The sequence below is a fragment of the Actinomycetes bacterium genome (assembly GCA_024222295.1).
In the GTDB taxonomy this organism is placed as follows: Bacteria; Actinomycetota; Acidimicrobiia; order Acidimicrobiales; family Microtrichaceae; genus JAAEPF01.
This window is the reverse complement of sequence record JAAEPF010000048.1, coordinates 1-1,258: the sequence shown is the minus strand read 5'-3', so window position 1 is coordinate 1,258 and position 1,258 is coordinate 1. Positions and strand designations below refer to the sequence as shown.

Genomic DNA, 1,258 nt, shown 5'->3' with positions numbered 1-1,258 from the left:
CGGCGGCGGGGAGCCTGGCGCGCCATCCTGCGCGCTGCGCGGACCTCGTCGCGGCTCGGGACGGGCTCGCCCGCGAGGCGGTGGCGCGCCTGCACCGTGTGGTAGCAGTGTCCGTGGACCTCGTAGCCGCGACAGTTGCAGGTGATGTCGCTGCCGTCCGCCTCGTGGCCGGTCAGCTCATACTCGTTGCCGGTCTCGCCAGCGATACGCATCATCATGCTGCCGTCGGCCCGCACGGTGAATCGGAGGCGGCTGCTGGTGTCGGTCAGTGTCGTGGTGTTCTCGTTGCTCATGGGATGAATATAGGGCCGAAATGGCGTTTTGATTAGCCACTCAAATTGCACAACACTTGTGCCCCGGTGGGACAATCAGCCGAGCCGCTCGCGCACCTCCTCCATAGTCATCCGCTCCACAAATACGGGCGTGCCTGGGCCCACCCATGCGCCGAGGATATTGTAGGCGATGTGGTCATCCACCTCCTCCTCCGCGCATCCCTGGGCGACCAGGACGCGCCTGACGGCTGCGAGGTCATAGACCAGCAGCACGTGTGGGCCCTGGGTCCCGAGGCCGATGAGCGCCTCCTCCAGGCCGTCAGCGGCCAGCGGCTCAGTCATAGCTCAGCTCCCATGCGTCGTCGCTCACGTATCCTCGGTCGAGGATGAGTCGGGCTCGCTGCCCGACGACCTCCGCGACTTGCGGGACGACGGCGTTTCCGAGGCAACGGAGGTGATCCACCCGTCCGGAAACCCCATAAGCCACTCGACCCACCGCGGGTTCAGCGGTCCACCAGCTCGCCCCGCGAGCCGCCCCGGTCCCACCTTGGCATAGTCGGTGTGAGCCCCGCAGTCCTTGTGATCCCGGGACCTGGGAGTGGGCCAGGGATACACCGCATATCCCGAGAGGGTCGCCCGCCTCCTCACCTTCGCGGGGTGACCTGCTCCGCGCTGGTGATCGCTGGCGGTGGGAGTTGGAATCATGCCCCTCCGCGCCATAGTCTCCAGACTGGGGCGCGCTGTGCCGCCGGGGCTCCGATTCGTCCCGTAGCTGCAGGCTGTCGGGGTCGGCAGCAATGATGAAGATCCGCTTGCGGAGGTGGGGCGCGCCGGCATCTGCCGCTGATACAACCTCCCATTCTGCATCGTACCCGAGCGCGGCAAGGTCGGCGAGCACTCGGTCGAGTCCTCGAACAGCGAGCGCTGCGACGTTCTCCACGATGACGAGTCGGGGTCGTAGCTCGCGAACCAGCCGCGCATATTCT

Annotated in this window: 3 protein-coding genes; all 3 read right to left on the bottom strand. The window is 66.8% G+C overall.

Translation table 11 applies throughout. The features are described 5' to 3' along the window. A partial coding sequence (locus GY812_14405; GenBank protein MCP4436675.1) for a hypothetical protein occupies positions 1-293 on the bottom strand: 293 nt, incomplete at its 3' end. Between the two features lie 75 nt (positions 294-368). Then, positions 369-614 (bottom strand): hypothetical protein, encoded by a 246-nt coding sequence (locus GY812_14400; protein MCP4436674.1) that lies wholly within the window; start codon positions 612-614, stop codon positions 369-371. Further along, on the bottom strand, positions 607-1,258 hold a 652-nt coding region (locus tag GY812_14395; GenBank protein MCP4436673.1), incomplete at its 5' end, for a DNA cytosine methyltransferase. The genes GY812_14395 and GY812_14400, both read right to left, overlap by 8 nt.

Coding starts and splice junctions, on each gene's coding strand:
- GY812_14400 (MCP4436674.1), bottom strand. CDS start 614: ATGACTGAGCCGCTGGCCGCTGACGGCCTGGAGGAGGCGCTCATCGGC.